Here is a 26786-nt window from a genome sequence, read left to right as displayed (position 1 = left end):
ATTACACCCCTTCCGCGACATAGCGGGCAATGATATCGCCCATTTCATCTGTACTGACCGCCGCCGTACCGCGCGCTAAGTCGCCGGTACGAATGCCTTCTTCTAACGCGCGGTTGATAGCGCGTTCAATGGCGCTCGCCGCGTCGCCGGCATCCAGGCTATAGCGCAGCAGCAGCGCCAGCGACAGGATTTGCGCAATCGGGTTGGCGATATTTTTGCCCGCGATGTCCGGCGCCGAGCCGCCCGCTGGTTCATACAGGCCAAAACCTTGCTCGTTGAGGCTGGCGGACGGCAACATGCCCATAGAGCCGGTGATCATCGCGCACTCGTCGGACAGGATGTCGCCAAACAGGTTCGAGCACAGCAGGACGTCGAACTGCGACGGATCTTTGATAAGCTGCATGGTGGCATTATCGATATACATATGCGCCAGCTCGACATCCGGATACTCTTTGCCAATCTCGTTGACGATTTCGCGCCACAAGATAGAAGACTGCAGGACGTTGGCTTTATCGATTGACGTCACTTTATGACGACGCTTGCGCGCTGATTCAAAGGCAATACGCGCGATACGCTCGATTTCAAAGCGGTGGTATACCTCAGTATCGAAAGCTTTTTCATGCTGGCCGCTGCCTTCGCGGCCCTTCGGCTGACCGAAGTAGATGCCGCCGGTCAGTTCGCGCACGCACAGAATGTCGAAGCCGTTGGCGGCGATATCGGCGCGCAGCGGGCAGAACGCTTCCAGCCCCTGATACAGTTTAGCCGGGCGCAGGTTGCTGAATAATTTGAAGTGCTTACGCAGCGGCAGCAGCGCGCCGCGTTCCGGCTGTTCGGCCGGCGGCAGATGTTCCCACTTCGGACCGCCGACGGAACCGAACAGAATCGCGTCTGCCTGCTCGCAGCCATCAACGGTGGCTTGCGGCAGCGGCATGCCCTGACGGTCGATGGCGATGCCGCCAACGTCGTACTGGCTGGTGGTGATACGCATTGAAAAACGGTTACGAACGGCTTCCAGTACTTTCATCGCCTGGTTCATCACTTCCGGGCCAATTCCATCACCCGGCAAAACGGCAATATGATAATTCTTCGACATTACACGGTTTCCTTGTTGTTCTCTTTATTCTGAGCTTGGCGTTGCAATTCTTTTTCGACTTCGGCGGCGCGCCAGATGTTGTTCAGCACGTGTACCATCGCTTTTGCTGACGATTCGACGATATCGGTCGCCAGGCCGACGCCGTGGAAGCGGCGACCGTTGTATTCCACGACGATATCAACCTGACCCAGCGCATCTTTGCCGTGACCTTTGGCGCTTAAGCCATACTTCACTAAGTCGATGTTGTAGTCCGTCACGCGGTTAATAGCCTGGTAGATAGCGTCAACCGGGCCGTTGCCGTTGGCGGCTTCGGTTTTGATGTCATCACCGCATGCCAGCTTGATAGAGGCGGTAGCGATATCGCTCGAGCCAGACTGGACGCTGAAGTAGTCGAGACGGAAATGCTCTGGCTCTTCCTGCTGCTTATTGATGAACGCCAGCGCTTCCAGGTCGTAGTCGAAGACCTGGCCTTTTTTATCCGCCAGCTTCAGGAACGCGTCATACAGATGATCCAGGTTGTAGTCGCTCTCTTTATAGCCCATCTCTTCCATACGGTGTTTCACCGCCGCGCGACCGGAGCGTGAAGTCAGGTTCAGCTGTACCTGGTTCAGGCCGATGGATTCCGGGGTCATGATTTCGTAGTTTTCGCGGTTCTTCAGCACGCCATCCTGATGAATACCGGAAGAGTGGGCGAAGGCGCCGGTGCCGACGATGGCTTTGTTAGCCGGGATAGGCATATTGCAGATTTGGCTGACGGTCTGGCTGGTACGCCAGATTTCGTGGTGATTGATGTTGGTGTGCACGTTCATAATGTCTTTGCGCACTTTGATCGCCATGATCACCTCTTCCAGCGCGCAGTTACCGGCGCGTTCGCCGATACCGTTCATCGCGCCTTCTACCTGACGCGCGCCAGCGTGGACGGCGGCGAGGGCGTTACCGACGGCGATGCCTAAATCATCATGGGTGTGGACTGAAATAATCGCTTTATCAATGTTTGGTACGCGTTCATACAGACCGCTGATGATGTTGGCGTATTCGAACGGCATGGTGTAGCCGACGGTATCCGGGATATTAATAGTCGTGGCGCCGGCGCGGATAGCCGCTTCGACGACGCGAGCCAGATCGTCGATCGGCGTACGACCTGCGTCTTCACAGGAAAATTCGACGTCATCGGTATAGTTACGTGCGCGTTTCACCATGTAAATAGCGCGCTCAATGACTTCATCCAGCGTACTGCGCAACTTGGTGGCGATATGCATCGGAGACGTTGCGATGAAGGTGTGGATGCGGAACGCTTCGGCCACTTTTAAGGATTCCGCCGCCACGTCGATATCTTTCTCAACGCAGCGAGCCAGCGCGCACACGCGGCTATTTTTGATGGTGCGCGCGATGGTCTGCACCGATTCAAAATCGCCTGGGGAAGAAACCGGGAAACCGACTTCCATCACATCGACGCCCATACGTTCGAGGGCCATGGCTATCTGCAGCTTCTCTTTCACGCTCAGGCTGGCCTGTAACGCTTGTTCCCCATCACGTAAGGTCGTATCGAAAATAATGACTTGCTGGCTCATGGTTTAGATCCTTAATCTGTTGCCTGGCGCCTTGCTTCGAGCATAAAAAAACCCGCGCAATGGCGCGGGTTTAGTGTCTTGCTGGAAGATGACTTAACGCTGAACGTCGCCCAACAGCCTACCGCGCACAATGGATGCGTTTAGTAGTAGTAGGCTGGTGAAACGAGTGGTGCGAATCATGCGTCATACTCCAGTTGAAATCGATATGCTTTTAGAGTTACTGGATAGCGGTTTTGATGTCAACCCCAGGCAAGATAAAAACTGTTTTTCACCAGCCTGGTGAATTAGCTAATTGTGCTGGATTATCCCTTGTTTTACCGACGATCCTATTTGAGACATTCATATGCCCCTGGAAAAATAAAACAATTAGAAAAATTTTTTATCATAAAGGGGATGAAAAATATGAGAGAGGGTTCCATTGTTATCTTAATGAAAGATAAGAGATTAATGGTATTCTCATCGCTGATTTTGAGGGGTTTAGACAAAAGGAAGGATAACAAAGTGTTAATTAATCGCAGGGATAAACTAGATAGTTAATTGATACTTAAATTGCAATTAACTAATAGTGGTGTTGTTTATTCCTGTGATCTATGGGTACACTTTATATCATCAAGTAAATGATATGTTTTAGGCGGGTTCCGGTGATGTCCTGTGAGGTTTTTCGTCGCTACTCATAACCTTGATATATTCCTAAAATTCCATTTTGCCCTTTTGCAGATTTAATATGCATGATAAATGATATTGTCTTAATTAATTACTGCACTTTGGTAAAAGGAATTTAGCGTGACGGTGGAGTTAGATATGTTAATTGAAAATACTGAATATAAATCAGCCCCGGGACAGGAAGTCGTTAAACCACAACTGCGGATGGTGGATCTCAACCTGCTGACCGTGTTTGATGCGGTGATGCAGGAACAAAATATTACCCGTGCGGCCCACACTCTCGGGATGTCCCAACCGGCGGTGAGTAACGCGGTCTCTCGCCTTAAGGTGATGTTTAATGATGAACTGTTTGTTCGCTATGGGCGCGGCATTCAGCCAACGGCGCGGGCCTATCAGCTGTTCGGCTCGGTACGCCAGGCATTGCAACTGGTGCAAAATGAGCTGCCGGGTTCCGGCTTTGAACCGCTGAGCAGCGAGCGCGTATTTAACCTCTGCGTTTGTAGCCCATTGGATAATTACTTAACCTCGCTAATATTTAATAAAGTTGGTGAAATCGCGCCAAATATTCATCTGGTCTTTAAATCAGCGCTACATCAAAACACCGAACATCAGCTGCGTTATCAGGAAATTGAATTTGTTATCGGCTATGAAGAGTTCCGTCGTCCGGAGTTCGCCTGCATACCTTTATTCAAAGATGAAATGGTTTTGGTTGCCAGCCGTAAACATCCGCGTATTTCCGGGCCGTTAACGGAAGCGGATATTTATCAGGAAGAGCACGCGGTCGTCGCATTGGATCGTTATGCTTCATTTAGCCAGCCGTGGTATGACTCCGTGGATAAACAATCCTGCATTGCCTATCAGGGTAATGCCATGGTTAGCGTATTAAACGTGGTTTCGCAAACCCACATGGTGGCGATAGCGCCACGCTGGTTAGCCAATGAATTCGCGGATAAATTAGACCTGCAGATATTACCGCTGCCGCTGAAGGTAAATAGCCGCACCTGCTTCCTTTCATGGCACGAAGCGGCCGGTCGTGATAAAGGCCATCAATGGATGGAAGAGTTACTGGCGAATATCTGCCAGCGCTAATTGTCCTCATCCACAAAGGGGAGCGGAAGTTCCATCTTATCTGAGTAAACATTAAAAAGCAGAATATTATTCTGTTTATCACCGCGGGTTCTCGCAACCCGACGGTGAAAAATGGATGATTTTCTGCCGTAAGCCATTTTCCCCGAGTATTGGCTGTCTCATTTTTCTATTCCTGAAGCAATCCTCCATATATTTCTCCATATGCTTTCTTTTCTGCTTTTGAGACGCGCTCCAGACGCCGCCAGGCGAATTGCCTGCCTGTTGGCGAGCAGTTATGGTAATGCACAGCAAGTTGTTCACTTCAATGCGCTGCCGATGGCGGCGCATCATACGACGCGCGCGGAAAATGACTTCCGCCGTCGTGAAAACAAAAAGCCTGGAGGCAAACCATGGAGATGTTGTCAGGAGCCGAGATGGTCGTCCAATCGCTTGTCGATCAGGGCGTCAAGCAAGTATTCGGCTATCCCGGAGGCGCGGTCCTCGATATCTACGATGCATTACATACCCTCGGTGGCATAGACCATGTGCTGGTGCGCCATGAGCAGGCGGCGGTGCATATGGCTGACGGGCTGGCGCGCGCGACCGGCGAAGTCGGGGTGGTGTTGGTGACCTCCGGCCCGGGAGCGACTAACGCTATTACCGGTATCGCAACGGCTTACATGGATTCTATTCCGCTGGTCATTCTTTCCGGGCAGGTCGCCACCTCGCTGATTGGCTACGATGCCTTCCAGGAGTGCGATATGGTCGGTATCTCGCGCCCGGTGGTCAAACACAGCTTCCTGGTGAAACAGACTGAAGATATTCCCGGCATTTTAAAGAAAGCGTTCTGGCTGGCGGCCAGCGGCCGACCGGGGCCGGTGGTGGTCGATTTGCCGAAGGATATTCTCAATCCGGCGAAAAAGCTGCCTTACGTTTGGCCGGATGCGGTTAGCATGCGTTCTTATAACCCGACAACCAGCGGGCATAAAGGTCAGATCAAACGTGCGTTGCAAACGCTGGTGGCGGCGAAAAAACCGGTCGTATACGTCGGTGGCGGGGCGATCAATTCGCAGTGCGAAGCACAGCTGCGTACCTTGGTCGAAAAGCTGAAGTTACCGGTAGTCTCTTCATTAATGGGCTTAGGCGCTTTTCCGGCGACTCATCAGCAGGCGCTTGGCATGCTGGGGATGCACGGCACCTATGAAGCCAACATGACCATGCATCATTCCGACGTTATTTTTGCAGTCGGCGTACGCTTTGACGATCGCACCACCAACAATTTGGCTAAGTATTGCCCGAACGCCACGGTGCTGCATATTGATATCGATCCTACGTCGATCTCCAAGACCGTCCCTGCGGATGTGCCGATCGTTGGCGACGCGCGGCAGGTGCTCGACCAGATGTTTGATCTGCTTGAGCAGGAAGAGAGCCAGCAGCCGCTGGATGAGATCCGCGACTGGTGGCAGCAGATCGAACAGTGGCGTTCCCGTCATTGTCTGCAATACGACACGCAAAGCGGCAAGATTAAACCACAGGCGGTAATCGAGGCTATCTGGCGCCTGACCAACGGTGATGCTTACGTGACCTCCGACGTTGGCCAGCATCAAATGTTCGCCGCGCTCTATTATCCATTCGATAAACCAAGACGTTGGATTAATTCCGGCGGCCTCGGCACGATGGGCTTTGGCCTGCCTGCGGCGCTGGGCGTGAAGATGGCGCTACCGCAAGAAACCGTCATCTGCGTGACCGGGGACGGCAGCATCCAGATGAACATTCAGGAGCTTTCCACCGCCCTGCAGTATGAACTACCTGTGCTGGTGTTGAACCTGAATAACCGTTACCTCGGGATGGTGAAGCAGTGGCAGGATATGCTCTATTCCGGCCGCCATTCGCAGTCGTATATGGAATCGCTGCCGGACTTCGTGCGCGTCGCCGAGGCGTATGGCCACGTCGGTATTCGCATCAGCGAGCCGCAAGAGCTGGAAGCTAAACTGGCGGAAGCGCTGGAGCAGGTACGTAATAACCGTCTGGTGTTCGTTGATGTTACGGTTGATGGTAGCGAGCATGTTTACCCCATGCAGATCCGCGGCGGCGGCATGGACGAAATGTGGTTGAGCAAAACGGAGAGAACCTGATTATGCGCCGGATATTATCTGTATTACTGGAGAACGAATCGGGGGCATTATCCCGGGTGATCGGCCTGTTTTCCCAACGCGGCTACAATATTGAAAGCCTGACGGTAGCGCCAACCGACGATCCGACGCTGTCCCGCATGACCATCCAGACGGTGGGCGACGAGAAAGCGATTGAGCAGATCGAAAAGCAGTTACATAAGCTGGTGGATGTGCTGCGGGTCAGCGAACTGGGCCAGGGCTCCCACGTCGAGCGTGAAATCATGCTGGTTAAAGTGCAGGCCAGCGGTTATGGCCGTGAAGAGGTGAAACGCAACACCGAGATATTTCGCGGGCAGATTATTGATGTGACGCCTTCTATCTATACCGTGCAGCTGGCAGGAACCAGCGATAAGCTGGATGCCTTCCTGGCCTCCTTGCGCGACGTCGCGCGCATTGTTGAAGTGGCGCGCTCCGGTGTCGTCGGCCTGTCGCGTGGCGATAAAATTATGCGCTAAACGCTGAAAAAATGACGTAAAAATAGCCCGACACAAACTGTCGGGTTATTTTTTTGCGAATTCCGTAGGAACTGTGGACGAAAGCGGTTGCCGCGCTAACTATTCTGCGTTTAGATGTTATAAAAATGGATCTCTATACTCTAATGAGTATATCTATTTAATGGTTGTTTTTTGTACTTCTTACCCAAGGGGCAATTGTGAAACTGGATGAAATCGCCCGGCTGGCCGGTGTTTCAAGAACCACCGCGAGCTATGTGATTAATGGCAAAGCGAAGCAGTATCGCGTCAGCGATAAAACGGTCGAGAAGGTGATGGCGGTGGTGCGCGAGCATAACTACCACCCGAATGCGGTCGCTGCTGGCCTGCGCGCAGGACGCACGCGTTCAATTGGTCTGGTAATCCCGGATCTCGAAAATACCAGTTATACCCGTATTGCGAACTACCTGGAGCGTCAGGCGCGTCAGCGCGGCTACCAGTTGCTGATCGCCTGCTCGGAAGATCAGCCGGACAACGAAATGCGCTGCATTGAGCATCTGTTGCAGCGTCAGGTGGACGCGATTATTGTATCGACTTCGCTGCCGCCGGAGCACCCGTTTTATCAGCGCTGGGCGAACGATCCCTTCCCAATTGTCGCGCTTGACCGCGCGCTCGATCGTGAACACTTTACCAGCGTCGTCGGCGCCGATCAGGACGACGCCGAAATGCTCGCTGCCGAGCTGCGCAAATTCCCCGGCGACAATGTGCTGTATCTGGGAGCGCTGCCGGAGCTGTCGGTGAGTTTCCTGCGTGAGCAGGGGTTCCGTTCGGCGTGGAAGGATGACCCGCGGGAAGTGAACTTCCTGTATGCCAACAGCTACGAACGCGAAGCTGCAGCCCATCTTTTCGAGAAATGGCTGGAAACGCATCCGATGCCGCAACTGCTGTTCACCACCTCTTTCCCGCTGCTGCAGGGAGTGATGGACGTCACGCTGCGCCGTGAAGGCAAACTGCCATCCGAACTCGCCATCGCCACCTTCGGCGATAACGAACTGCTCGATTTCCTGCAGTGTCCGGTGCTGGCGGTCGCGCAGCGTCACCGCGACGTTGCCGAGCGTGTTTTAGAGATTGTACTGGCAAGCCTGGATGAACCGCGTAAGCCAAAACCAGGCTTAAGCCGTATTCGTCGTAACCTTTATCATCGCGGAAGTTTGAATCGCCGCTGATCCATTAGCGAAAAAAGGTTAAGATTCTTCGTAGGTTATTCGCCAGATGGATTAGCATCTGGCGATATTCCATACAATTTACGTAGAGATTCGTAAATCTATTCGCTTTCAGACAAATCCCTAAACTTCTTTACGCCTTATTTTGTTTTATTCCTGAGAAAGATTTTTTTGTATCCAAATGGTGCAAGAAAATGCGCAATACCCTTTGTTAGTATTATTTTGTTACATTCATCGGAATAATTGCTGAATTAACAATCGCTTTATCCTACCTTCATCGCATCTGAGAGCGTCAGGCCGCGGCACAAGTGCTTCTCCGTCCACAACAGGCACTGTTAACGGACATCAGAATGGCCTAAAATGCCGCTCGCGTCGCAAACTGACACTTTATATTTTCCCGCTGAAGATATTTTGTCGCTTTTAACTGTTACGAGTTTGTTGGTTATTTTCTTACACGTATTCATAACGTTAATTTGCCTCGTTTGTTGGTGATTTATTCATCAGGGCTAATATCGGCTGTAAATAATGGGTTTTTGCGCTCCGTTGGCATTAGTGCTGGCTTGACAAGCTTTTCCTCCGCTCCGTAAACTCCTTTAGGTGGGAATTTGTGGGGTAAAGTGGCGAAAAGGGGTGAGGCTGGCATGTTCCGTGGAGCAACGTTAGTCAATCTCGACAGTAAAGGCCGTTTGGCCGTACCGACGCGCTACCGCGACGGGCTGATCGAGGATGCTTCTGGTCAAATGGTGTGCACCATTGACATTCATCACCCGTGCCTGCTGCTTTATCCTTTGCCTGAATGGGAAATCATCGAGCAAAAATTGTCGCGTTTGTCGAGCATGAATCCCGTTGAGCGGCGCGTACAGCGCCTGCTTTTGGGGCATGCCAGCGAATGTCAGATGGATAGCGCCGGACGATTGCTAATCGCGCCGGTGCTGCGGCAACATGCCGGGCTGACAAAAGAAGTGATGCTGGTCGGACAGTTTAATAAATTTGAACTGTGGGATGAAACGACCTGGTATCAACGGGTCAAGGAAGATATCGACGCTGAGCAGTCCGCTACCGGTGAACTGTCGGAGCGCCTGCAGGATTTGTCTTTATAAAATGATGGAAAATTTTAAACACACTACGGTACTTCTGGATGAAGCCGTTAACGGCCTGAATATTCGTCCAAATGGTATCTACATTGATGGAACCTTTGGCCGCGGTGGTCACTCGCGTCTGATCCTCTCCCAACTGGGGGCGGAAGGGCGCCTGCTGGCAATCGATCGCGACCCGACGGCTATTGCCGTTGCGCAAACCATCGATGACCCACGCTTTTCCATCGTACATGGTCCTTTCTCGCAGCTGGCTGACTACGTCGCCGAGCGCAATCTTACCGGCAAGATCGACGGTATTCTTCTCGATCTTGGCGTTTCTTCACCGCAGCTGGACGACGCGGAACGCGGGTTCTCCTTTATGCGCGATGGTCCGCTGGACATGCGCATGGATCCGACTCGCGGTCAGTCCGCCGCCGAATGGTTACAGACTGCCGAAGAAGCCGATATCGCTTGGGTCATCAAAACCTTTGGCGAGGAGCGTTTCGGTAAACGTATCGCGCGCGCGATCGTTGAGCGTAACCGCATTGAGCCGATGACCCGTACCAAAGAGCTGGCGGAAGTTATCGCGGCGGCAACGCCGGTGAAAGATAAGCACAAACATCCCGCGACCCGTACCTTCCAGGCGGTGCGCATCTGGGTGAACAGTGAACTGGAGGAGATAGAGCAGGCGCTAAAAAGCTCGCTCGGCGTGCTGGCCCCCGGTGGTCGGCTGTCGATTATCAGTTTCCATTCGCTGGAAGACCGCATTGTGAAGCGTTTTATGCGTGAGCAAAGCCGCGGTCCGCAGGTTCCAGCAGGGATCCCGATGACTGAAGATCAGCTCAGGAAACTGGGCGGCCGTCAGTTGCGAGCACTAGGCAAGTTGATGCCGGGCGAAGAAGAGGTGGCAGAGAATCCACGCGCCCGTAGTTCAGTGCTGCGTATCGCAGAGAGGACGAACGCATGATCGGCAGAGTGACAGTAGCCTTAAGCAAAGTTAAAGGATCGTTAGGAAGCAACGAGCGCCATGCCTTGCCTGGCGTCATCGGGGACGATCTTCTGCGGTTTGGGAAGCTGCCACTCTGCCTGTTCATTTGCATCATCATAACGGCAGTGACCGTGGTGACGACGGCGCACCATACCCGTCTGTTAACCGCGCAGCGTGAACAATTAGTTCTGGAGCGTGACGCTCTGGATATTGAATGGCGCAACCTGATCCTCGAAGAGAACGCCCTTGGCGATCACAGTCGGGTTGAACGGATCGCGACAGAGAAGTTGCAGATGCAACACGTTGATCCATCACAAGAAAATATAGTGGTACAGAAATAAGGATTATTGCGACGCATGAAAGCAGCGCCGAAAACGCCAAAAGCAAAACGTCAGGAAGAACAGGCCAACTTTATCAGTTGGCGTTTTGCGTTGCTGTGCGGATGTATTTTAATCGCTCTCGCCTTCCTGCTTGGCCGCGTCGCGTGGCTGCAGGTTGTCAGCCCGGACATGCTGGTGCGTCAGGGGGATATGCGTTCCCTGCGCGTACAGGAAGTCTCCACCGCGCGCGGCATGATTACCGACCGCTCCGGCCGCCCGCTGGCGGTCAGCGTTCCGGTAAAAGCGATTTGGGCCGACCCGAAAGAGCTGCATGATGCGGGCGGTGTGACGCTCGATAACCGCTGGAAAGCGCTAGCCGATGCGCTGAATATGCCGCTGGATCAGCTGGCATCGCGCATCAACAGCAACCCGCGGATGCGTTTTATCTATCTGGCGCGTCAGGTGAACCCTGACATGGCCGACTACATCAGAAAACTGAAGCTGCCGGGGATCCATCTGCGCGAGGAGTCTCGCCGTTATTATCCTTCAGGTGAAGTAACCGCTCACCTCATTGGCTTCACCAACGTCGATAGCCAGGGGATTGAAGGGGTTGAGAAAAGCTTTGATAAATGGCTGACCGGTCAGCCGGGCGAACGTATCGTGCGTAAAGACCGCTATGGCCGCGTGATTGAAGACATTTCTTCCACCGACAGCCAGGCGGCGCATAACCTCGCGTTGAGCATCGACGAGCGCCTGCAGGCGCTGGTATATCGCGAACTGAATAATGCGGTGGCGTTCAACAAAGCGGAATCAGGCACCGCCGTTTTGGTTGACGTCAACACCGGTGAAGTGCTGGCGATGGCGAATAGCCCGTCGTACAACCCAAATAATTTCGCGGGTACCTCCAAAGATACCATGCGTAACCGCGCCATCACCGACGTATTTGAACCGGGTTCAACGGTGAAGCCGATGGTGGTGATGACGGCGCTGCAGCGCGGCATCGTCAATGAAAATACCGTGCTGAATACCATTCCATATCGAATTAACGGCCACGAAATCAAAGACGTGGCGCGCTACAGCGAATTGACCCTGACCGGGGTGCTACAGAAGTCGAGTAACGTCGGCGTTTCTAAGCTGGCGTTAGCGATGCCGTCCTCAGCGTTAGTAGATACTTACTCACGTTTTGGGCTTGGAAAGGCGACCAATTTGGGGTTGGTCGGAGAACGCAGTGGCTTATATCCTCAAAAACAACGGTGGTCTGACATAGAGAGGGCCACCTTTTCTTTCGGCTACGGGCTAATGGTAACTCCGTTACAGTTAGCGCGAGTCTACGCAACGATTGGCAGCTATGGCATCTATCGCCCGCTGTCGATTACCAAAGTTGATCCACCGGTTCCGGGCGAGCGCGTGTTCCCGGACTCGCTCGTTCGTACCGTCGTTCACATGATGGAAAGCGTAGCGCTTCCCGGCGGCGGCGGCGTGAAAGCGGCGATTAAAGGCTATCGCATCGCCATTAAAACCGGTACGGCGAAAAAAGTGGGGCCGGATGGCCGCTACATCAACAAATATATTGCTTACACCGCAGGCGTTGCGCCCGCCAGCCACCCGCGTTTCGCGCTGGTGGTGGTGATCAACGACCCGCAGGCAGGTAAATACTACGGTGGCGCCGTTTCCGCGCCGGTATTCGGTGCCATCATGGGCGGCGTACTGCGCACCATGAACATCGAACCGGATGCGCTGGCAACGGGCGAAAAAAGTGAATTTGTGATTAATCAAGGCGAGGGAACAGGTGGCAGATCGTAATTTGCGCGACCTTCTCGCTCCGTGGGTGCCAAATGCGCCGGAGCGAATTCTGCGAGAGATGACGCTGGACAGCCGCGTGGCGGCGTCCGGCGACCTCTTTGTCGCGGTACAGGGTCATCAGGCGGACGGGCGTCGTTATATCCCGCAGGCGATAGCGCAAGGTGTTGCTGCCATTATTGCTGAGGCGCAGGGCGAGGCCGCAGACGGCGAAGTTCGCGAGATGCACGGCGTGCCGGTCATCTACCTTAGCCAACTGAACGAGCGGTTATCCGCGCTGGCCGGGCGTTTTTATCATCAACCTTCGCAGCAGATGCGCCTGGTGGGCGTTACCGGCACTAACGGTAAGACCACCACGACTCAACTGCTTGCGCAGTGGGCGAAACTGCTCGGCGAAACCAGCGCGGTGATGGGTACCGTCGGTAACGGCCTGCTGGATAAAGTGGTGCCAACCGAAAACACCACCGGCTCTGCGGTTGATGTTCAGCACGTGCTTTCCGGTCTGGTAGGGCAGGGGGCGACTTTCGGCGCGATGGAAGTCTCTTCTCACGGGCTGGTTCAGCACCGCGTGGCGGCGCTGCAGTTTGCCGCCTCGGTGTTTACCAACCTGAGCCGTGACCACCTCGACTACCATGGCGACATGGAACATTACGAAGCGGCGAAATGGCTGCTCTATTCCACCCACCATTGCGGCCAGGCCATCGTCAACGCCGACGATGAAGTGGGGCGTCGCTGGCTGGCGAAACTGCCGGATGCGGTGGCGGTGTCGATGGAAGATCATATCAATCCGAACTGCCACGGCCGCTGGCTGAAGGCGACCGCGGTCAACTATCACGACAGCGGCGCGACCATTCAGTTTGACTCGAGCTGGGGCAAGGGCGAAATCGAAAGCCGCCTGATGGGCGCCTTTAACGTCAGCAACCTGCTGCTGGCGCTGGCGACGCTGCTGGCGCTGGGCTATCCGCTGGCGGACCTATTGAAAACCTCTTCGCGTTTACAGCCGGTGTGCGGCCGCATGGAAGTGTTCAGCGCGCCGGGCAAACCGACCGTGGTGGTCGATTACGCCCATACGCCTGACGCGCTGGAAAAAGCGCTGCAGGCCGCGCGTCTGCACTGTAGCGGCAAGCTGTGGTGCGTCTTCGGCTGCGGCGGCGACCGCGACAAGGGCAAACGCCCGCTGATGGGCGCTATCGCGGAAGAGTTTGCCGATATCGTGGTCGTTACCGACGATAACCCGCGTACCGAAGAGCCGCGGGCGATTATTAACGACATTCTGGCCGGCATGCTTGATGCCGGGCAGGTGAAGGTGATGGAAGGCCGCGCGGAAGCGGTGACCAGCGCGGTGATGCAGGCGAAAGCGAACGACGTTGTGCTGGTCGCGGGCAAAGGCCACGAAGACTATCAGATAGTCGGCAACCGCCGTCTGGATTACTCCGACCGCGTGACTGTCGCGCGTCTGCTGGGAGCGGTAGCATGATTCGCTTTACATTAAGCCAGCTCGCCGATATCACCCGCGGCGAACTGCAGGGTAGCGATATCGCTATCGATGACGTGACGTCCGATACCCGCAAAGTCACGGCGGGTTGCCTGTTTGTGGCGCTGAAAGGCGAGCGTTTCGACGCGCATGATTTTGCCGAACAAGCGAAAGCGGCGGGCGCAGGCGCCCTGCTGGTTAGCCGCCAACTGGCCTGCGATTTACCGCAGGTCGTAGTGAAAGATACCCGCCTGGCTTTTGGCGAGTTAGCGGCCTGGGTGCGTCAGCAGGTGCCGACCCGCGTGGTGGCGCTCACCGGTTCTTCCGGTAAGACCTCGGTCAAAGAGATGACCGCGGCGATCCTCAGCCAGTGCGGTAATACGCTGTATACCGCCGGTAACCTGAATAACGATATCGGGGTACCGATGACGCTGCTGCGTCTGAACAAAGATCACCAGTATGCGGTGATTGAACTTGGCGCCAACCACCAGGGCGAAATCGCCTGGACCGTCAGCCTGACGCGTCCGGAAGCGGCGCTGGTCAACAACCTCGCCGCCGCGCACCTCGAAGGCTTCGGCTCGCTGGCGGGCGTGGCAAAAGCCAAGGGCGAAATCTTCACCGGCCTGCCGCAAAACGGCATCGCGATTTTGAATGCCGACAATAACGACTGGCTGAACTGGCAGAGCGTGATTGGCGATCGCAAAGTGTGGCGCTTCTCGCCGAACGCGGCGAACAGCGACTTCACGGCGACCAATGTTCATATCACCAGTCATGGCACCGAATTTACGCTGCAGACCCCGTTCGGCAACGTCGACGTACTGCTGCCGCTGCCGGGGCGCCATAACATCGCTAACGCGCTGGCTGCAACTTCGCTGGCGATGGCGGTAGGCGCCGATCTGGCCGCGGTGAAAGCTGGGCTGGCGCAGCTGCAAGCGGTGCCGGGACGTCTGTTCCCGATCCAACTGGCGGAAAACCAGCTGCTGCTGGATGACTCCTACAACGCCAACGTCGGTTCGATGACCGCCGCGGTACAGGTGCTGGCGGAAATGCCGGGCTTCCGGGCGATGGTGGTCGGCGATATGGCTGAACTCGGCGCGGAAAGCGCGGCCTGTCATCGCGAAGTGGGCGAAGCGGCGAAAGCGGCGGGCCTGGATTGCGTGCTCAGCGTCGGTTCACTGAGCGCGGATATCAGCAGCGCCAGCGGCGTGGGCGAACATTTTAACGATAAAGCCGCCGTGGTAGCTCGCCTGCGCGAGCTGCTGGCAGAGCATAAAATCATGACCATTTTAGTGAAGGGTTCACGTAGTGCCGCTATGGAAGAGGTAGTACGCGCATTACAGGAGATTGCGACATGTTAGTATGGCTGGCCGAACATCTGGTCAAATATTATTCCGGCTTTAACGTCTTTTCCTATCTGACGTTTCGCGCCATCGTCAGCCTGCTGACCGCGCTGTTCATCTCGTTGTGGATGGGCCCGCGTATGATCGCCCGTCTGCAAAAACTGTCCTTCGGTCAGGTCGTTCGTAACGACGGCCCGGAGTCCCACTTCAGCAAACGCGGGACCCCGACCATGGGCGGGATTATGATCCTCACCGCGATTACCGTTTCCGTCCTGCTGTGGGCTTATCCGTCAAATCCATACGTCTGGTGCGTGCTGACGGTATTAATCGGCTACGGCATCATCGGGTTTGTCGATGATTACCGTAAAGTCGTGCGTAAAGACACCAAGGGCCTGATTGCCCGCTGGAAGTATTTCTGGATGTCGGTAATCGCGCTGGGCGTGGCGTTCGCGCTGTATCTGGCGGGGAAAGACACCCCGGCGACCGAGCTGGTAGTGCCGTTCTTTAAAGATGTGATGCCGCAGCTGGGACTGTTCTACATCCTGCTGGCTTACTTCGTTATCGTCGGTACCGGCAATGCGGTCAACCTCACCGACGGCCTCGACGGCCTGGCGATTATGCCGACCGTCTTCGTCGCCGCCGGCTTTGCGCTGGTAGCGTGGGCCACCGGTAACATGAACTTCGCCAACTACCTGCATATTCCTTATCTGCGTCACGCCGGCGAGCTGGTTATCGTCTGCACGGCGATTGTCGGCGCGGGCCTGGGCTTCTTGTGGTTCAACACCTACCCGGCGCAGGTCTTTATGGGCGACGTCGGTTCACTGGCGCTCGGCGGCGCGCTGGGCATTATCGCCGTACTGCTGCGTCAGGAGTTCCTGCTGGTGATTATGGGCGGCGTTTTCGTCGTGGAAACCTTGTCGGTTATCCTGCAGGTCGGCTCGTTCAAGCTGCGCGGCCAGCGCATCTTCCGTATGGCGCCGATTCACCACCACTATGAACTGAAAGGCTGGCCGGAACCGCGCGTTATCGTGCGCTTCTGGATTATTTCGCTGATGCTGGTGCTGATTGGCCTGGCGACGCTGAAGGTACGTTAATCATGGCAGATTATCAGGGTAAAAAAGTCGTCATTATTGGGCTGGGCATGACCGGCCTGTCATGCGTGGACTTTTTCATGGCGCGCGGCGTAACCCCGCGCGTGATGGATACCCGCGTCGCCCCTGCCGGGCTTGATAAGCTGCCGGAAGCCGTTGAGCGCCACGTGGGCGGCCTTAACGACGACTGGCTGCTGGCGGCGGATCTGATTGTCGCAAGCCCGGGGATTGCTCTGGCGCACCCTTCACTGAGCGCGGCGGCGGACGCTGGCGTGGAAATCGTCGGCGATATCGAGCTGTTTTGCCGCGAGGCGCAGGCGCCGATTATCGCCATTACCGGCTCTAACGGAAAAAGCACCGTTACTACCCTGGTGGGCGAGATGGCGAAGGCGGCGGGCGTGAATGTCGGCGTTGGCGGCAATATCGGCCTGCCAGCGCTGATGCTGCTGGATCCGGCGCGCGAACTGTACGTGCTTGAACTTTCCAGCTTCCAGCTGGAGACCACCTCCAGCCTGAAAGCCGTCGCGGCCACCATCCTCAACGTGACTGAGGATCATATGGACCGCTATCCGCTGGGGCTGCAGCAGTACCGCGCGGCGAAACTGCGGGTCTATGAAAATGCTAAAACCTGCGTGGTGAATGCCGATGATGCGCTGACCATGCCGGTACGCGGCGCTGACGAACGCTGCGTCAGCTTCGGCGTCGATGTCGGCGACTATCACCTTAACCGCCAGCAGGGCGAAACCTGGCTGCGGGTGAAGGGTGAGAAAGTGCTGAACGTGAAAGAAATGACCATCAGCGGCCAGCACAACTACAGCAATGCCCTGGCGGCGCTGGCGCTGGCGGATGCCGCGGGCTTGCCGCGCGCCAGTAGCCTGAAGGCGCTGACTACCTTCACCGGTCTGGCGCACCGCTTCCAGCTGGCGCTGGAGCATAACGGCGTGCGTTGGATCAATGACTCCAAGGCGACCAACGTCGGCAGTACCGAGGCGGCGCTGAACGGCCTGCATCTCGACGGTACGCTGTATCTGCTGTTGGGCGGCGACGGTAAATCCGCCGACTTCACGCCGCTGAAACGCTATCTTGGCGGCGAGAACGTTCGTCTGTACTGCTTCGGCCGCGACGGCGCTCAACTGGCGTCGCTGCGTCCGGAAATCGCGGTACAAACCGAAACCATGGAACAGGCGATGCGGCAAATCGCTTCGCAGGTTAAAACAGGCGATATGGTCTTACTGTCGCCGGCCTGCGCGAGCCTGGACCAGTTTAAAAACTTTGAACAACGGGGTGATGTCTTTACCCGTCTGGCGAAGGAGTTAGGTTGATGCGTTTCTCTCTCCCACGCCTGAGAATGCCACAGCTGGGCCTGCCCCGGTTGAAGCTGCCGCGACTGCCGGGGATGTTTATTTTCGCCTGGCTGTTCGCCGCGCTGAAAGGTTGGGTGATGGGCTCGCGCCCGAAAGATAACGATAGCCTGGTCATGTATGACCGGATGCTGCTGTGGCTGACCTTCGGCCTGGCGGCTATCGGTTTTATCATGGTGACCTCGGCCTCGATGCCGGTCGGACAGCGCCTGGCGAACGATCCGTTCCTGTTTGCTAAGCGTGATGGTTTGTATATTGTGCTGGCTTTCGCGCTGGCGATGATTACGCTCCGTCTGCCGATGGAGTTCTGGCAGCGCCACAGTACCGCGATGCTGATCGCCTCGATTGTGATGCTGCTGATCGTACTGGTGGTGGGGAGCTCGGTTAACGGCGCCTCGCGTTGGATCGCGCTCGGGCCGCTGCGTATTCAGCCGGCGGAGTTTACCAAGCTATCGCTGTTCTGCTACATCGCCAACTATCTGGTGCGTAAAGCGGATGAGGTGCGTAACAACCTGCGCGGCTTCTTAAAGCCGATGGGCGTGATTTTCGTGCTGGCGATTCTGCTGCTGGCGCAGCCTGACCTCGGTACGGTGGTTGTACTGTTCGTGACTACGCTGGCGATGTTGTTCCTGGCCGGCGCGAAACTCTGGCAGTTCATCGCTATTATCGGCATGGGGATCTCGGCGGTGGTGCTGCTGATCCTCGCCGAACCGTATCGTATTCGCCGCGTCACCTCCTTCTGGAACCCGTGGGAAGACCCGTTTGGTAGCGGCTATCAGCTGACCCAATCGCTGATGGCCTTTGGCCGCGGCGAGATGTGGGGGCAGGGCCTCGGCAACTCGGTGCAGAAACTGGAGTATTTGCCGGAAGCGCATACCGACTTTATCTTCGCCATTATCGGCGAAGAACTCGGTTATATCGGTGTGGTACTCGCGCTTTTAATGGTATTCTTCGTCGCCTTTCGCGCCATGTCGATTGGCCGCAAGGCGCTGGAGATTGACCACCGCTTCTCCGGCTTTTTGGCCTGTGCTATCGGCGTGTGGTTTAGCTTCCAGGCGTTGGTTAACGTCGGGGCGGCGGCGGGAATGCTGCCGACTAAGGGGTTGACCTTGCCATTGATTAGTTATGGTGGCTCCAGTCTGCTGATTATGTCGACGGCCATTATGTTTTTATTGCGAATAGATTATGAAACGCGCCTCGAGAAAGCGCAGGCGTTTACACGGGGTGTTCGATGAGCGGTCAGGAAAAGCGGTTAATGGTGATGGCGGGCGGCACTGGCGGACATGTGTTCCCGGGGCTGGCGGTCGCGCACCATTTAATGGACCAGGGCTGGCAGGTTCGCTGGCTTGGCACCGCCGATCGTATGGAAGCGGATTTAGTGCCGAAACACGGCATTGATATCGATTTTATTCGCATCTCCGGCCTGCGCGGCAAAGGGATAAAAGCGCAACTGTTAGCGCCGGTGCGGATCTTCAACGCCTGGCGGCAGGCGCGGGCGATCATGAAGCGTTTCCAGCCGGATGTGGTGCTGGGCATGGGCGGTTATGTTTCCGGACCTGGCGGTCTGGCGGCATGGTCGCTCGGGATCCCTGTGGTGCTGCATGAACAAAACGGGATTGCCGGCCTGACCAATAAATGGCTGGCGAAGATTGCGAAGAAAGTGATGCAGGCGTTTCCCGGCGCCTTCCCGCACGCAGATGTCGTGGGGAATCCGGTGCGTACCGACGTTCTCGCGCTACCGCTGCCGGGACAGCGTCTGGTGGGCCGGCAGGGGCCGATTCGCGTGCTGGTGGTCGGCGGCTCTCAGGGCGCGCGCGTGCTGAACCAGACTATGCCGCAGGTGGCCGCGAAGCTCGGCGATGCGGTGACCATCTGGCATCAGAGCGGGAAAGGCGGCATGGATACCGTGCGCCAGGCGTACGCCGCCGCCGGTCAGCCGCAGCATAAAGTGACTGAGTTTATTGATGATATGGCGGCAGCCTATGCGTGGGCCGATGTGGTTGTTTGTCGTTCCGGCGCGCTGACGGTCAGCGAAATCGCTGCCGCAGGTTTACCGGCATTGTTCGTCCCGTTCCAGCACAAAGATCGTCAGCAGTACTGGAATGCGCTGCCGCTGGAAAAAGCCGGCGCGGCGAAAATTCTCGAACAACCCGAGTTCACGGCGGATGCCGTGGCGGCCACTCTGGCCGGTTGGGATCGGGAAACCCTGATGGATATGGCGGAACGAGCGCGTGGCGCTTCGATTCCGGATGCTACCGAGCGGGTAGCGGAAGAGGTCAGCGCCGTAGCTTTGGCGCGCTAATCGCGGTGATTATCACCGCCCGAATAAAGAAGTTGATGGCGTAAAGAATGAATACACAAGATTTGGCAAAACTGCGTTCCATAGTGCCCGAGATGCGTCGCGTCCGGCACATTCACTTTGTCGGCATCGGCGGTGCCGGTATGGGCGGTATTGCCGAAGTGTTGGCGAATGAAGGCTACCAGATTAGCGGCTCCGATCTTGCGCCGAATCCGGTGACTCAGCAGCTGTCGCAGCTTGGCGCCACCATTTATTTCAACCATCGCCCGGAAAACGTGCGCGATGCCAGCGTTGTCGTGGTGTCCAGCGCGATCTCCGCGGATAACCCGGAAATCGTCGCCGCGCACGAAGCGCGCATTCCGGTGATCCGCCGCGCGGAAATGCTGGCGGAACTCATGCGTTTCCGTCACGGGATTGCGATTGCCGGTACGCACGGCAAAACCACCACCACCGCGATGGTATCCAGCATTTACGCCGAGGCCGGCCTCGATCCGACCTTCGTCAACGGCGGGCTGGTGAAGGCGGCGGGCGTGCATGCCCGTCTTGGCCATAGCCGCTATCTGATTGCGGAAGCGGACGAGAGCGATGCGTCGTTCCTGCATCTGCAGCCGATGGTCGCCATTGTGACCAACATTGAAGCTGACCATATGGATACCTATCATGGCGACTTCGAGAACCTGAAGCAGACCTTTATTAACTTCCTGCACAACCTGCCGTTCTACGGGCGCGCGGTGATGTGCGTGGATGACCCGGTGATTCGTGAACTGCTGCCGCGCGTCGGCCGCCAAATCACCACCTATGGTTTTAGCGATGACGCCGACGTACGCATTGAAGAGTATCGTCAGGTCGGCGCGCAGGGCCATTTCCGCCTGGTACGCCAGGACAAAGAGGTCATGCAGGTGACGCTGAACGCGCCGGGTCGCCACAATGCGCTTAACGCTGCCGCGGCAGTTGCCGTCGCGACGGAAGAGGGCATTGAAGACGAGGCGATTCTGCGCGCGCTGGAAAGTTTCCAGGGCACCGGCCGCCGCTTCGACTTCCTTGGCGAATATCCGCTGGCGGAAGTCAACGGCAAGAGCGGTAGCGCGATGCTAATCGACGATTACGGTCATCACCCGACGGAAGTCGACGCCACTATCAAAGCGGCGCGTGCCGGCTGGCCGGATAAAAATCTGGTGATGGTATTCCAGCCGCACCGTTATACCCGTACTCGCGATCTGTACGATGATTTCGCCAACGTGCTGACCCAGGTCGATGCGCTGCTGATGCTGGATGTGTATCCGGCGGGCGAAGCGCCGATCCCTGGCGCCGATAGCCGCTCGCTGTGCCGTACGATCCGCGGTCGTGGCAAAGTTGACCCGATTCTGGTTTCCGATCCGGCGCAGGCCGCGGAGATGCTGGCGTCGGTATTGACCGGCGACGATCTGGTGCTGGTGCAGGGCGCCGGCAACATAGGAAAAATCGCACGTCACCTGGCTGAAATCAAACTGGTACCGCAAAAAACGGAGGAGGACCGCCATGGCTGATAAAATCGCGGTTCTCTTCGGCGGAACCTCCGCTGAACGTGAAGTCTCGCTGAATTCAGGCGCGGCGGTGTTGGCCGGGCTGCGTGAAGGCGGGGTGGATGCTCACCCGGTCGATCCGCGTGACGTTGATATCACCCAGTTGAAAAACATGGGCTTTCAGAAAGCGTTTATTGCCCTGCACGGGCGCGGCGGCGAAGATGGCACGCTGCAAGGCCTTCTTGAGCTCATTCAACTGCCGTACACCGGCAGCGGCGCAATGGCTTCCGCCATTTCGATGGATAAACTGCGCAGTAAATTACTGTGGCAGGGGGCGGGATTACCGGTCGCGCCGTGGGTTGCATTGACCCGCGCCCAGTTCAACGCAGGACTTTCTGCTGGCGTTAGTGAGCAGATTGCGGCGCTGGGGCTGCCGGTTATCATCAAGCCGAGTCGCGAAGGGTCCAGCGTCGGCATGTCGAAAGTTAGCGAAAGTTGTGCAATGCAGGATGCATTGGCGCTGGCTTTTCAGCATGATGATGAAGTTCTGATTGAGAAATGGCTTAGTGGCCCGGAATTTACCGTCGCTATCGTCGGTGAAGAAATTTTACCGTCAATTCGTATCCAGGCGGCTGGAACCTTCTATGATTATGAGGCGAAGTATCTCTCTGATGAGACGCAATATTTCTGCCCTGGTTTTGAGGAACCTGCCCGCGAGACAGAAATCCAGAGCCTGGTGCTTAAAGCCTGGAATGTTCTGGGTTGCAAAGGATGGGGACGTATTGACGTGATGCTGGACAGCGATGGCCAGTTTTATCTGCTGGAAGCGAACACCTCACCGGGGATGACCAGCCATAGTCTGGTGCCGATGGCGGCCCGCCAGGCGGGGATGAGCTTCTCGCAGCTTGTTGTACGAATTCTGGACCTGGCGGGGTGATATGTCGCAGGCGGCGCTGAATACGCGGAACCAGGAAGAAGAGTCGATTGCTTCTTCGCGTCGGAATAATGGAACCCGGCTGGCAGGTATCGTTTTCCTGCTGGCGGTGTTGTGTACCGTGTTGGTCAGCGGATGGATGGTTCTTGGATGGATGGAAGATGCGCAGCGTCTGCCGTTGTCGAAAATGGTCGTCACCGGCGAACGTCACTACACGCGTAACGATGATATCCGTCAGGCTATTCTGGCGTTGGGCTCGCCGGGCACTTTTATGACTCAGGACGTCAATATCATCCAGAGTCAAATTGAGCGCCTGCCGTGGATTAAACAGGCGAGCGTAAGAAAACAATGGCCCGATGAATTGAAGATTCATCTGGTTGAATATGTGCCGATTGCGCGCTGGAATGATCAACATATGGTAGACGTCGAAGGAAATTCTTTCAGCGTGCCGGCGGATCGTACCAGCAAACAGAACTTACCGATGTTATACGGCCCTGAAGGCAGCGAAAATGAAGTGCTGCAGGGATACCGCGACATGGGGCAGGTGCTGGCAAAGAATAAGTTCACGTTGAAAGTGGCGGCAATGACCGCGCGTCGCTCCTGGCAGTTGACGCTTAATAACGATATTAAGCTCAACCTTGGCCGCGGCGACACCATGAAACGGCTTCAGCGCTTTATGGAACTCTACCCGGTTCTTCAGCAGCAGGCACAGACCGACGGCAAACGGATAAGCTACGTTGATTTGCGCTATGACTCGGGTGCGGCGGTAGGTTGGGTACCTGCTCCCGTAGAGGAAAATAATCAACAACAGAATCAGGCACAGGCAGAACAACGATGATCAAGGCGACGGACAGAAAACTGGTAGTTGGACTGGAGATTGGCACCGCGAAGGTTGCCGCTTTAGTAGGGGAAGTTCTGCCCGACGGTATGATTAATATCATTGGCGTGGGCAGTTGCCCATCGCGCGGCATGGATAAAGGCGGGGTGAATGACCTCGAGTCGGTAGTGAAATGCGTACAGCGCGCTATCGACCAGGCTGAACTGATGGCCGATTGCCAGATCTCATCAGTGTATCTGGCGCTTTCAGGTAAGCATATTAGCTGTCAAAATGAGATTGGCATGGTGCCTATCTCCGAAGAAGAGGTGACGCAGGATGACGTGGAAAACGTCGTTCATACTGCGAAATCAGTACGCGTACGCGACGAGCATCGCGTACTGCACGTCATCCCGCAGGAATACGCCATCGACTACCAGGAAGGTATTAAAAACCCGGTAGGGTTATCCGGCGTGCGTATGCAGGCGAAGGTACATCTGATTACCTGCCATAACGATATGGCGAAAAACATTGTTAAAGCGGTTGAACGTTGTGGTCTGAAAGTTGACCAACTTATTTTCGCCGGTTTAGCGGCCAGTTATTCCGTATTAACGGAAGACGAACGTGAGCTGGGTGTCTGCGTAGTAGACATCGGCGGTGGTACAATGGATATCGCCGTGTATACCGGCGGCGCGCTGCGTCACACCAAAGTGATCCCTTACGCGGGCAACGTGGTGACCAGCGACATCGCCTATGCCTTCGGTACGCCGCCGAGCGACGCCGAAGCCATCAAGGTTCGTCACGGTTGCGCATTAGGTTCAATCGTCGGTAAAGACGAAAACGTGGAAGTACCGAGCGTGGGCGGACGTCCGCCGCGTAGCCTGCAGCGTCAGACGCTGGCAGAGGTGATTGAACCGCGTTATACCGAACTGCTCAATCTGGTTAATGAAGAAATCCTGCAGCTGCAGGAACAGCTCCGTCAGCAAGGGGTCAAACACCATCTGGCGGCGGGGATTGTTTTAACCGGCGGCGCCGCGCAAATCGAAGGCCTGGCGGCCTGCGCGCAGCGCGTGTTCCATACGCAGGTACGCATTGGCGCGCCGCTGAACATTACCGGTTTAACGGATTACGCTCAGGAGCCGTATTATTCGACGGCGGTTGGGCTGCTGCACTACGGAAAAGAGTCACATCTCAGTGGTGAAGCAGAAGTCGAAAAACGCGTGACGGCGTCAGTGGGCTCGTGGATTAAGCGACTCAACAGCTGGCTGCGAAAAGAGTTTTAATTTTTTAAGAGAACGCAGACAATTAGCGTTCTCAGGCGACAGGCACAAGACGGAGAGAAACTATGTTTGAACCTATGGAACTGACCAACGACGCGGTGATTAAAGTCATCGGCGTCGGTGGCGGCGGCGGTAATGCCGTTGAACACATGGTGCGCGAGCGCATTGAGGGTGTTGAATTCTTCGCGGTGAACACCGATGCGCAGGCGCTGCGTAAAACGGCTGTTGGCCAGACTATCCAGATCGGTAGCGGTATTACCAAAGGTCTGGGTGCAGGCGCGAACCCGGAAGTTGGCCGTAATGCGGCTGACGAAGACCGTGAAGCGCTGCGCGCTGCGCTTGATGGCGCGGACATGGTCTTTATCGCGGCGGGTATGGGCGGCGGTACCGGTACCGGTGCGGCGCCAGTGGTCGCGGAAGTGGCGAAGGATCTGGGTATCCTGACCGTTGCGGTCGTCACTAAGCCATTTAATTTCGAAGGCAAGAAGCGCATGGCGTTTGCTGAGCAGGGGATCACCGAGCTGTCCAAGCACGTTGACTCACTGATCACCATCCCGAACGACAAGCTACTGAAAGTACTGGGTCGCGGTATCTCTCTGCTTGACGCTTTCGGCGCGGCGAACGACGTACTGAAAGGCGCGGTGCAGGGTATTGCCGAACTGATTACCCGTCCGGGTCTGATGAACGTCGACTTCGCGGACGTTCGTACCGTGATGTCGGAAATGGGCTACGCAATGATGGGCTCCGGCGTGGCGAGCGGTGAAGACCGTGCGGAAGAAGCGGCTGAAATGGCTATCTCTTCTCCGCTGCTGGAAGATATCGATCTGTCCGGCGCGCGTGGCGTACTGGTCAACATCACCGCTGGCTTCGACCTGCGTCTGGATGAGTTCGAGACCGTCGGTAACACTATCCGCGCCTTTGCTTCGGATAACGCGACCGTGGTTATCGGTACCTCCCTGGACCCGGATATGAACGATGAACTGCGTGTGACCGTTGTTGCCACCGGTATCGGTATGGACAAGCGTCCGGAAATTACCCTGGTGACCAACAAACAGGTACAGCAGCCGGTAATGGATCGCTACCAGCAGCACGGTATGGCTCCATTAACTCAAGAGCAGAAACCGGTCGCGAAAGTGGTGAACGACAATACGCCGCAAACCGCGAAAGAGCCGGATTATCTGGATATTCCAGCTTTCCTGCGTAAGCAAGCCGATTAAGAATTGGCTGGAAGTTGGGCATCTGCGCTCTTTGTGCTAAACTGCCCTGCCGAATGTATAGTACACTTCGGTTGGATAGGTAACTTGGCGAGATTATACGATGATCAAACAAAGGACTCTTAAACGTATTGTTCAGGCGACTGGTGTCGGTTTGCATACCGGCAAGAAAGTCACGCTGACTTTACGCCCTGCGCCGGCAAATACCGGGGTCATCTATCGTCGCACCGACTTGAATCCACCGGTTGATTTTCCGGCTGATGCCAAATCTGTGCGTGATACCATGCTCTGTACTTGCCTGGTGAACGAGCATGACGTGCGGATTTCTACAGTCGAGCACTTAAATGCCGCACTGGCTGGCCTGGGCATCGACAACATTATTGTTGAAGTCGATGCGCCGGAAATCCCGATTATGGACGGTAGCGCCGCTCCGTTCGTTTATCTGTTGCTGGATGCCGGCATCGATGAACTGAACAGCGCCAAGAAATTTGTGCGTATCAAAGAGACGGTTCGCGTTGAAGATGGCGACAAATGGGCTGAGTTTAAGCCGTACAATGGTTTTTCGTTGGACTTTACCATCGACTTTAACCATCCGGCGATTGACTCAAGCACCCAACGCTATGCGCTGAACTTCTCGGCCGATGCGTTCATGCGTCAGATTAGCCGTGCTCGTACTTTCGGTTTCATGCGTGATATCGAATATCTGCAGTCCCGTGGCCTGTGCCTGGGCGGCAGCTTCGATTGTGCCATCGTTGTTGACGATTATCGCGTACTGAACGAAGACGGTCTGCGCTTTGAAGATGAGTTTGTACGCCACAAAATGCTGGATGCGATCGGTGACCTGTTTATGTGTGGTCACAACATTATCGGCGCATTCACGGCGTTCAAATCCGGTCACGCGTTAAATAACAAACTGCTGCAGGCTGTTCTGGCAAAACAGGAAGCCTGGGAGTATGTGACCTTCGAAGACGACGCAAAACTGCCGCTGGCATTCCGCGCACCGTCAATGGTTCTGGCGTAAGCCTGACCATTCAGTAAATTCGACTGGTAACCTGGTACTCTCTCCGTCC

At 55.9% G+C, this 26786-nt stretch carries 23 protein-coding genes; 20 read left to right on the top strand and 3 right to left on the bottom strand.

The genetic code is table 11. The features are described from left to right. Window position 1: 1 nt before the first annotated feature. The 3 genes from leuB to leuL form a co-directional block, all read right to left on the bottom strand. Window positions 2-1093: a 3-isopropylmalate dehydrogenase gene (leuB, locus tag ABLV66_RS21110; RefSeq protein WP_015368262.1), complete on the bottom strand. Its 1092-nt coding sequence runs from the start codon at window positions 1091-1093 to the stop codon at window positions 2-4. Beyond that, window positions 1093-2664 (bottom strand): 2-isopropylmalate synthase, encoded by a 1572-nt coding sequence (leuA, locus tag ABLV66_RS21105; RefSeq protein WP_015368261.1) that lies wholly within the window; start codon window positions 2662-2664, stop codon window positions 1093-1095. Before leuA ends, leuB begins: the two co-directional genes overlap by 1 nt. Before the next feature lie 93 nt (window positions 2665-2757). Continuing rightward, entirely contained in the window at window positions 2758-2844 is an 87-nt protein-coding gene (gene leuL / locus ABLV66_RS21100; RefSeq protein ID WP_020079614.1) for a leu operon leader peptide, read from the bottom strand. A gap of 603 nt (window positions 2845-3447) precedes the next feature. Here leuL and leuO point away from each other — a divergent pair. The 20 genes from leuO to lpxC all read left to right on the top strand — a co-directional run bounded on the left by leuO (window position 3448) and on the right by lpxC (window position 26737). Continuing rightward, entirely contained in the window at window positions 3448-4416 is a 969-nt protein-coding gene (gene leuO, locus ABLV66_RS21095) for a transcriptional regulator LeuO (RefSeq protein WP_015368259.1), read from the top strand. Window positions 4417-4805: 389 nt separating this feature from the next. Continuing rightward, window positions 4806-6530 carry an acetolactate synthase 3 large subunit gene (gene ilvI / locus ABLV66_RS21090; RefSeq protein WP_032706640.1) on the top strand — a complete coding sequence of 575 codons (1725 nt, stop codon included), beginning with the start codon at window positions 4806-4808 and terminating at the stop codon, window positions 6528-6530. Between the two features lie 2 nt (window positions 6531-6532). Further along, window positions 6533-7024 carry an acetolactate synthase small subunit gene (gene ilvN / locus ABLV66_RS21085; RefSeq protein WP_015368257.1) on the top strand — a complete coding sequence of 164 codons (492 nt, stop codon included), beginning with the start codon at window positions 6533-6535 and terminating at the stop codon, window positions 7022-7024. Window positions 7025-7221: 197 nt separating this feature from the next. Next, window positions 7222-8226, top strand: a complete 1005-nt coding sequence (cra, locus tag ABLV66_RS21080; RefSeq protein ID WP_045390003.1) for a catabolite repressor/activator — start codon at window positions 7222-7224, stop codon at window positions 8224-8226. A 638-nt stretch (window positions 8227-8864) separates the two neighbouring features. Continuing rightward, complete coding sequence (gene mraZ, locus ABLV66_RS21075) at window positions 8865-9323, top strand: division/cell wall cluster transcriptional repressor MraZ (RefSeq protein WP_015368255.1); 459 nt, start codon at window positions 8865-8867, stop codon at window positions 9321-9323. A gap of 1 nt (window position 9324) precedes the next feature. Beyond that, a complete protein-coding gene (rsmH, locus tag ABLV66_RS21070) occupies window positions 9325-10266 on the top strand; it encodes a 16S rRNA (cytosine(1402)-N(4))-methyltransferase RsmH (protein ID WP_063413978.1) in 942 nt (313 codons plus the stop codon). After that, window positions 10263-10628, top strand: a complete 366-nt coding sequence (gene ftsL, locus ABLV66_RS21065; protein ID WP_015704398.1) for a cell division protein FtsL — start codon at window positions 10263-10265, stop codon at window positions 10626-10628. Before rsmH ends, ftsL begins: the two co-directional genes overlap by 4 nt. Window positions 10629-10643: 15 nt before the next feature. Continuing rightward, window positions 10644-12410, top strand: a complete 1767-nt coding sequence (ftsI, locus tag ABLV66_RS21060) for a peptidoglycan DD-transpeptidase PBP3 (RefSeq protein WP_045390005.1) — start codon at window positions 10644-10646, stop codon at window positions 12408-12410. Continuing rightward, complete coding sequence (gene murE, locus ABLV66_RS21055; RefSeq protein ID WP_045376465.1) at window positions 12397-13884, top strand: UDP-N-acetylmuramoyl-L-alanyl-D-glutamate--2,6-diaminopimelate ligase; 1488 nt, start codon at window positions 12397-12399, stop codon at window positions 13882-13884. Before ftsI ends, murE begins: the two co-directional genes overlap by 14 nt. Continuing rightward, window positions 13881-15239: a UDP-N-acetylmuramoyl-tripeptide--D-alanyl-D-alanine ligase gene (gene murF / locus ABLV66_RS21050; protein WP_045390007.1), complete on the top strand. Its 1359-nt coding sequence runs from the start codon at window positions 13881-13883 to the stop codon at window positions 15237-15239. Before murE ends, murF begins: the two co-directional genes overlap by 4 nt. Continuing rightward, window positions 15233-16315 carry a phospho-N-acetylmuramoyl-pentapeptide-transferase gene (gene mraY / locus ABLV66_RS21045; protein WP_004204335.1) on the top strand — a complete coding sequence of 361 codons (1083 nt, stop codon included), beginning with the start codon at window positions 15233-15235 and terminating at the stop codon, window positions 16313-16315. The genes murF and mraY overlap by 7 nt, the downstream gene beginning before the upstream one ends. 2 nt (window positions 16316-16317) lie before the next feature. Beyond that, window positions 16318-17634, top strand: coding sequence for a UDP-N-acetylmuramoyl-L-alanine--D-glutamate ligase (murD, locus tag ABLV66_RS21040; RefSeq protein ID WP_063413984.1), 1317 nt, complete (start codon window positions 16318-16320; stop codon window positions 17632-17634). After that, a complete protein-coding gene (gene ftsW, locus ABLV66_RS21035; protein ID WP_045390013.1) occupies window positions 17634-18908 on the top strand; it encodes a cell division protein FtsW in 1275 nt (424 codons plus the stop codon). Before murD ends, ftsW begins: the two co-directional genes overlap by 1 nt. Beyond that, the gene (gene murG / locus ABLV66_RS21030; protein WP_047065207.1) at window positions 18905-19975 is read left to right on the top strand and encodes an undecaprenyldiphospho-muramoylpentapeptide beta-N-acetylglucosaminyltransferase; all 1071 of its coding nucleotides are present in this window, start codon (window positions 18905-18907) and stop codon (window positions 19973-19975) included. The genes ftsW and murG overlap by 4 nt, the downstream gene beginning before the upstream one ends. 47 nt (window positions 19976-20022) lie before the next feature. After that, window positions 20023-21498, top strand: a complete 1476-nt coding sequence (murC, locus tag ABLV66_RS21025; protein ID WP_020079611.1) for a UDP-N-acetylmuramate--L-alanine ligase — start codon at window positions 20023-20025, stop codon at window positions 21496-21498. Then, window positions 21491-22411, top strand: coding sequence for a D-alanine--D-alanine ligase (locus ABLV66_RS21020; RefSeq protein ID WP_348876874.1), 921 nt, complete (start codon window positions 21491-21493; stop codon window positions 22409-22411). The genes murC and ABLV66_RS21020 overlap by 8 nt, the downstream gene beginning before the upstream one ends. A gap of 1 nt (window position 22412) precedes the next feature. Then, entirely contained in the window at window positions 22413-23246 is an 834-nt protein-coding gene (ftsQ, locus tag ABLV66_RS21015) for a cell division protein FtsQ (protein ID WP_015368242.1), read from the top strand. Next, complete coding sequence (gene ftsA / locus ABLV66_RS21010; RefSeq protein WP_002888625.1) at window positions 23243-24505, top strand: cell division protein FtsA; 1263 nt, start codon at window positions 23243-23245, stop codon at window positions 24503-24505. Before ftsQ ends, ftsA begins: the two co-directional genes overlap by 4 nt. 62 nt (window positions 24506-24567) lie before the next feature. Then, complete coding sequence (ftsZ, locus tag ABLV66_RS21005; protein WP_004857884.1) at window positions 24568-25719, top strand: cell division protein FtsZ; 1152 nt, start codon at window positions 24568-24570, stop codon at window positions 25717-25719. Window positions 25720-25819: 100 nt separating this feature from the next. Then, window positions 25820-26737, top strand: coding sequence for a UDP-3-O-acyl-N-acetylglucosamine deacetylase (gene lpxC / locus ABLV66_RS21000; RefSeq protein WP_015368241.1), 918 nt, complete (start codon window positions 25820-25822; stop codon window positions 26735-26737). Window positions 26738-26786: the final 49 nt, after the last annotated feature.

It is taken from the genome of Klebsiella sp. CN_Kp073, assembly GCF_040065495.2.
In the GTDB taxonomy this organism is placed as follows: Bacteria; Pseudomonadota; Gammaproteobacteria; order Enterobacterales; family Enterobacteriaceae; genus Klebsiella; species Klebsiella aerogenes.
Note: the sequence above shows the minus strand (reverse complement) of the source record. Positions and strands in the feature narration are given on the sequence as shown.

Coding starts and splice junctions, on each gene's coding strand:
- murC (WP_020079611.1), top strand. CDS start 20,023: ATGAATACACAAGATTTGGCAAAACTGCGTTCCATAGTGCCCGAGATG.
- ftsA (WP_002888625.1), top strand. CDS start 23,243: ATGATCAAGGCGACGGACAGAAAACTGGTAGTTGGACTGGAGATTGGC.
- mraZ (WP_015368255.1), top strand. CDS start 8,865: ATGTTCCGTGGAGCAACGTTAGTCAATCTCGACAGTAAAGGCCGTTTG.
- murG (WP_047065207.1), top strand. CDS start 18,905: ATGAGCGGTCAGGAAAAGCGGTTAATGGTGATGGCGGGCGGCACTGGC.
- leuB (WP_015368262.1), bottom strand. CDS start 1,093: ATGTCGAAGAATTATCATATTGCCGTTTTGCCGGGTGATGGAATTGGC.
- murF (WP_045390007.1), top strand. CDS start 13,881: ATGATTCGCTTTACATTAAGCCAGCTCGCCGATATCACCCGCGGCGAA.
- ftsZ (WP_004857884.1), top strand. CDS start 24,568: ATGTTTGAACCTATGGAACTGACCAACGACGCGGTGATTAAAGTCATC.
- murD (WP_063413984.1), top strand. CDS start 16,318: ATGGCAGATTATCAGGGTAAAAAAGTCGTCATTATTGGGCTGGGCATG.
- ftsL (WP_015704398.1), top strand. CDS start 10,263: ATGATCGGCAGAGTGACAGTAGCCTTAAGCAAAGTTAAAGGATCGTTA.
- ftsW (WP_045390013.1), top strand. CDS start 17,634: ATGCGTTTCTCTCTCCCACGCCTGAGAATGCCACAGCTGGGCCTGCCC.
- ftsQ (WP_015368242.1), top strand. CDS start 22,413: ATGTCGCAGGCGGCGCTGAATACGCGGAACCAGGAAGAAGAGTCGATT.
- ftsI (WP_045390005.1), top strand. CDS start 10,644: ATGAAAGCAGCGCCGAAAACGCCAAAAGCAAAACGTCAGGAAGAACAG.
- lpxC (WP_015368241.1), top strand. CDS start 25,820: ATGATCAAACAAAGGACTCTTAAACGTATTGTTCAGGCGACTGGTGTC.
- leuA (WP_015368261.1), bottom strand. CDS start 2,664: ATGAGCCAGCAAGTCATTATTTTCGATACGACCTTACGTGATGGGGAA.
- rsmH (WP_063413978.1), top strand. CDS start 9,325: ATGATGGAAAATTTTAAACACACTACGGTACTTCTGGATGAAGCCGTT.
- ABLV66_RS21020 (WP_348876874.1), top strand. CDS start 21,491: ATGGCTGATAAAATCGCGGTTCTCTTCGGCGGAACCTCCGCTGAACGT.
- ilvI (WP_032706640.1), top strand. CDS start 4,806: ATGGAGATGTTGTCAGGAGCCGAGATGGTCGTCCAATCGCTTGTCGAT.
- mraY (WP_004204335.1), top strand. CDS start 15,233: ATGTTAGTATGGCTGGCCGAACATCTGGTCAAATATTATTCCGGCTTT.
- leuL (WP_020079614.1), bottom strand. CDS start 2,844: ATGATTCGCACCACTCGTTTCACCAGCCTACTACTACTAAACGCATCC.
- ilvN (WP_015368257.1), top strand. CDS start 6,533: ATGCGCCGGATATTATCTGTATTACTGGAGAACGAATCGGGGGCATTA.